Consider the following 3,959-nt stretch of genomic DNA (forward strand, 5'->3'; position numbering starts at 1 on the left):
GGCGAAACCGCCCCGCCCGTCGGAGCACAACGTTGACGGCAACACCACGCCAGGTGCTCACGTCGGTTCGAGGCCGCAACAACAACAGACGGGGTGGCGACAACAGCGCGCGCTAGGGCAATCGGCGTGCCGGCCATGCCTCAAAGCGATGCCGAAACCCGCTGTGCCCGCACCTGCCACTCGCCGCGCGTGAAGCGGCCCACATGCGCCAATGCGGCGCCGATCACCTGGTGCATGTCGTAGTAGCGGTACTCGGCCAGCCGGCCGCCGAAGTGAACCTTGCCGGCCCATTCGTCTTCGGCCATCGTGCGGTAGCGCTCGAAGCGCGCGCGGTTCAGCTCGGTGGCCACCGGGTAGTAAGGCTCACGACCCGGCCCATGGTCGGCCGGGTATTCGCGCGTGATCAGCGTGTGCTGCACGCCCGGCCGCCGGCCCGGGCTCGTCTTGTCGAAGTGTCGGTGCTCGAGGATGCGCGTCCACGGCACCTCGGCCTCGGTGTAGTTGACGACCGCGTTGCCCTGAAAGTCGGCCATCGGCAGCAACTCGCGCTCGAAGCGCAGCGAACGGTATTCGAGCGCGCCGTGGCAATGGTCGTAGAAAGCGTCGATCGCACCGGTGTAGATCACATGGTCGAAGCGCGAGATCCAGTGCCGCGCATCGGGCAGGAAGTCGATGCCGCATTGCACCGGCACACCTGACAGCAACCGGTCGAACAGGGCGTTGTAGCCGCCGACCGGGATGCCCTGGTGGCGGTCGTTGAAGTAGTTGTCGTCGAAGTCGAAGCGCACCGGGATGCGCTTGATGATCTCGGCCGGCAACTCGCTCGGGTGGCGCTTCCACTGCTTGCGGGTGTAGCCCTCGATGAACAGGCGGTACAGCGTCGGCCCGACGGTCGCCAGGCAATGCTCTTCCAGGTTCGCCGGCTGTTCGATCTCGACCCGCTCGCGCGCCACTGCTGCGCGCGCCTCGGCCGGCGTGCGCGCGCCGAAGACCTGGTACAGCGTGAACAGGTTGATCGGGAAGCTGTACAGCTGTCCGGCGTGGTTGACCTTGACCCGGTTGACGAAGCTGTTGAAGCGCGCGAAGCGGTTGACGTAGTCCCAGATGCGGTCGCTGTCGGTGTGGAAGATGTGCGCGCCGTGCACATGCTCGTGGCAGTCGGCTTCTTCGACATAGCGTGTCGCGCAGTTGCCGCCAGGCGCGTCGCGCTGCTCGATCACCAGCACCTGGTGGCCGGCGTCGTGCAACTCGCGGGCGCAGACCGCGCCGTACAAACCGGCGCCGACGATCAGGATGCGGGCACTCATGGTTGGCGCGGTGCAAGAGCCCGTGCAAGAGCCCGTTCAAGTGCAATAGGAGGGGCGGGCATCAACCGGCGATGCCCGCCCGCTGTATCGAGATGGCACGTTGCCCATCCCGGCCCAACGATCGTTCTCATCATGAAATCAGCCGCATCGACATCGCCTCGGCCACCGCGTGCGCTCGGTTGCGGGCGCCGAGCTTCTTCTGGATGCTGCGCAGGTGGTTCTTCACCGTCAGCGGGCTGATGCCCAGCATCACCGCGATCTGCGCGTTGGCCTTGGCCTCGCGCACGGCCGCCAGCACCTGCAGCTCTCGATCGGTCAGCGGCTTGGCGCCGCTGCCGTCGCCGCGACCACGTGGTCGCGCATCGGCCGAGCCGGGCCCACCACCGTAGACGCGCGACAAGGCGAAGCGCAGATAAGGCATCCACAGGTCGAGCGCGCAGCGTTCGATCTCCGGCGGCAACTCGTCGCCCCCTTGACGCAAGAAGGCCACCAGCACCTCTTCACCGTGGCTGCCCAGACCACGCAGTGCGTGCACCAGCGCGTGGTCGAAGCCGCTTTCGCTCAGCTGCAGCGCCGGGCCCAAAGCCGCGAACGCCGGAGAGCGCAGATCCACCCGCACGGCGCGTTCGCCGGCTTGCGACCAGGCTTCCGCCAGCGCGGTCCAGAAGCGCGCACCGGCATCGGACAACTCGGCTTCCAGGCCCTTGGGCAACGCCACGCAGTTCAGCACATGGGTCTGGCGGCCGCCATTGCGGCCAGCGTCGATCCGCATCAAGGCCAGGTCGTGCGGCAGGAAGCGGTAGAAGTGCAGCCGCAGCCAGACAAAGAACTGCTGCGGCGAGCCGACCTGATGCGCGGCCTCTGCGGCGCGCAAGAACGCGTCGCCGACATCCGGCGCGATGGACAGGGTGGACAGCATGGGTTGGCTCAAAGGACGGCGCAGCGTAGTGGCCTGGCGTGACAGTGCGATGGCAGTCGGCGTCGTTTTTTCGTGCCGGCCTGACGCGAAACCGTCACGGACCGCGGCCAAGATCGCGGCCGGCTTCAACTTCTTTCGATGCGCGCCCGCCGCCTCAGGCCCGCGCGCCGCTCCCGCGTGCGTCCGCCCCCTCGTCTGCCCTTTGTTTCCCCCTGGCACCACCACGCCGGGGCCGATCTGTATCGCCTGCAGGCGCTGGACCGTTCGATGCTCGGCGCGCCCACGCTGTACCTCGCGGCCAGTGACGGCGTGGCATGGCAGAACCCGCAAGGCCCGATCGATCTGCGCGCCGACGACTGGCTGGGCAGCGGCACGCTGCGCAACAGCTTCTACGTCGAACCGTGGGCGCGGCTCAGTTCAGTGCGCGAGCTGGCGCTGGTGATCGAAGCGCAAGGCAGCCTGCGGGTGCGCGTGATGTGCGCCTCGCTCGGCAAGCCGGCCCAGGTGCTGCGCGAGACCCGGCTCGAATCCGCCGAACGCGGCCGGTTGGTGCTGACCATCGGTGCGATCGACGCACTGCCGCAGAACAGCCGCCTGTTCTGGCATGTCGACGCGATCGACGGCGCGCGCATCCACGAAGCGGCTTGGTGCACCCGCACCCGCCCACGCGAATCAACCCGGCTCGCGGTGCTGATGCGCACCTTCGGCCGCACGCTGCACCTGCGCCAACAGTTGACGCGGCTTGCCGATGCGGCTGCCGGCGACGCCTTCCTCAGCGCCGCGCTGGCGCGCATGGATTTCTGGGTACTGGACGCCACAGCCGGCGCCGAAACCCTGTGGCAAGACGCCGCCGATCATGGCCTGAACTTGCGTGTGATCGCCGGCCCCAATCTGGGCGGCGGCGGCAATGCCAGCCACCTGATCCACCACTTCCTGGCCGCCTGCGATGCAGCGCCCAACGATGCGCCCGACGAGGTGCTGATCCTCGACGACGACGGCGTGTTGTCGATGGAGTCGATGGCGCGCTACCTGCTCAGTTGCACGCTGCGCACGCGCCAGCACATCACCAGCCTGCCCATCCTGATGAAGAGCCGCCCAGCCCAGGTGTGGGAAGACGGCGGCTTCTGGGGCCGGCTGAATTTCCATGAGCAAGGTGAGTTCGGGCGCCGGCGCAACCTGTCGCCGCATTTGTTGAAGCACGGGCTGTCGCTGGAGGGTTTCGAACACCTCGACGCCTTCGGCCCGCTGAACCACTGCGAGTACGCGACCTTCATCTTCTTCGGCCTGCCGACCGCGGTGCTGCGCCGCGTCGGGCTGCCGGCCGCCTTCTTCTTACGTGGCGACGACATCGAATACTCGCTGCGCGCACAGGCCGCGGGCGTGGAAGTGATCACCAACCCCAACCTCGCCGCCTGGCATGAACCGGGCCATTCGTATGGCCAGGAGTACATGGCCATCCTGCATGCCGTGCTGATCAACCTGACGCATTCGGAAGGCGACGCGGCCGACTTGTCGCGCTGGTTCGAACAGCGCCTGGCCGAGCACGGCTCGATCGGCGACCTCGATGGCATCGCGCTGTACCTGCGCGTGATCGACGCGCTGCTCGATACCGAGGGTTCGCTGCTGACGCCGCAGTTCGAGGCCCACTACCTGGCCGCGTTGCCGGCCTGCGGCACCGCGCCGATGGCCGCCCTGCCCGAGGCCGACCGCCAGCGGCTGGAGCGCGAGGCCAC

3 protein-coding genes are annotated in these 3,959 nt (G+C 67.9%); 1 reads left to right on the forward strand and 2 read right to left on the reverse strand.

Translation table 11 applies throughout. The annotated features are described in order from the left end of the window. Positions 1-140 precede the first annotated feature (140 nt). Positions 141-1,307: a UDP-galactopyranose mutase gene (gene glf, locus AC1DYI_RS28845; protein WP_477207556.1), complete on the reverse strand. Its 1,167-nt coding sequence runs from the start codon at positions 1,305-1,307 to the stop codon at positions 141-143. 130 nt (positions 1,308-1,437) lie between these two features. Beyond that, positions 1,438-2,226 (reverse strand): helix-turn-helix transcriptional regulator, encoded by a 789-nt coding sequence (locus AC1DYI_RS28850; RefSeq protein ID WP_477207557.1) that lies wholly within the window; start codon positions 2,224-2,226, stop codon positions 1,438-1,440. A 177-nt stretch (positions 2,227-2,403) separates the two neighbouring features. Between AC1DYI_RS28850 and AC1DYI_RS28855 the strand changes: the two genes are divergently transcribed. Beyond that, positions 2,404-3,959, forward strand: a 1,556-nt coding sequence (locus AC1DYI_RS28855; RefSeq protein ID WP_477207558.1) for a hypothetical protein, incomplete at its 3' end; no start/stop codon positions are given.

This window comes from Ideonella sp. P3_A4 (assembly GCF_056403075.1).

What these genes read in the sequence shown, in the direction of transcription:
- AC1DYI_RS28850 (WP_477207557.1), bottom strand. Translation starts at nt 2,226, where the DNA reads ATGCTGTCCACCCTGTCCATCGCGCCGGATGTCGGCGACGCGTTCTTG.
- glf (WP_477207556.1), bottom strand. Translation starts at nt 1,307, where the DNA reads ATGAGTGCCCGCATCCTGATCGTCGGCGCCGGTTTGTACGGCGCGGTC.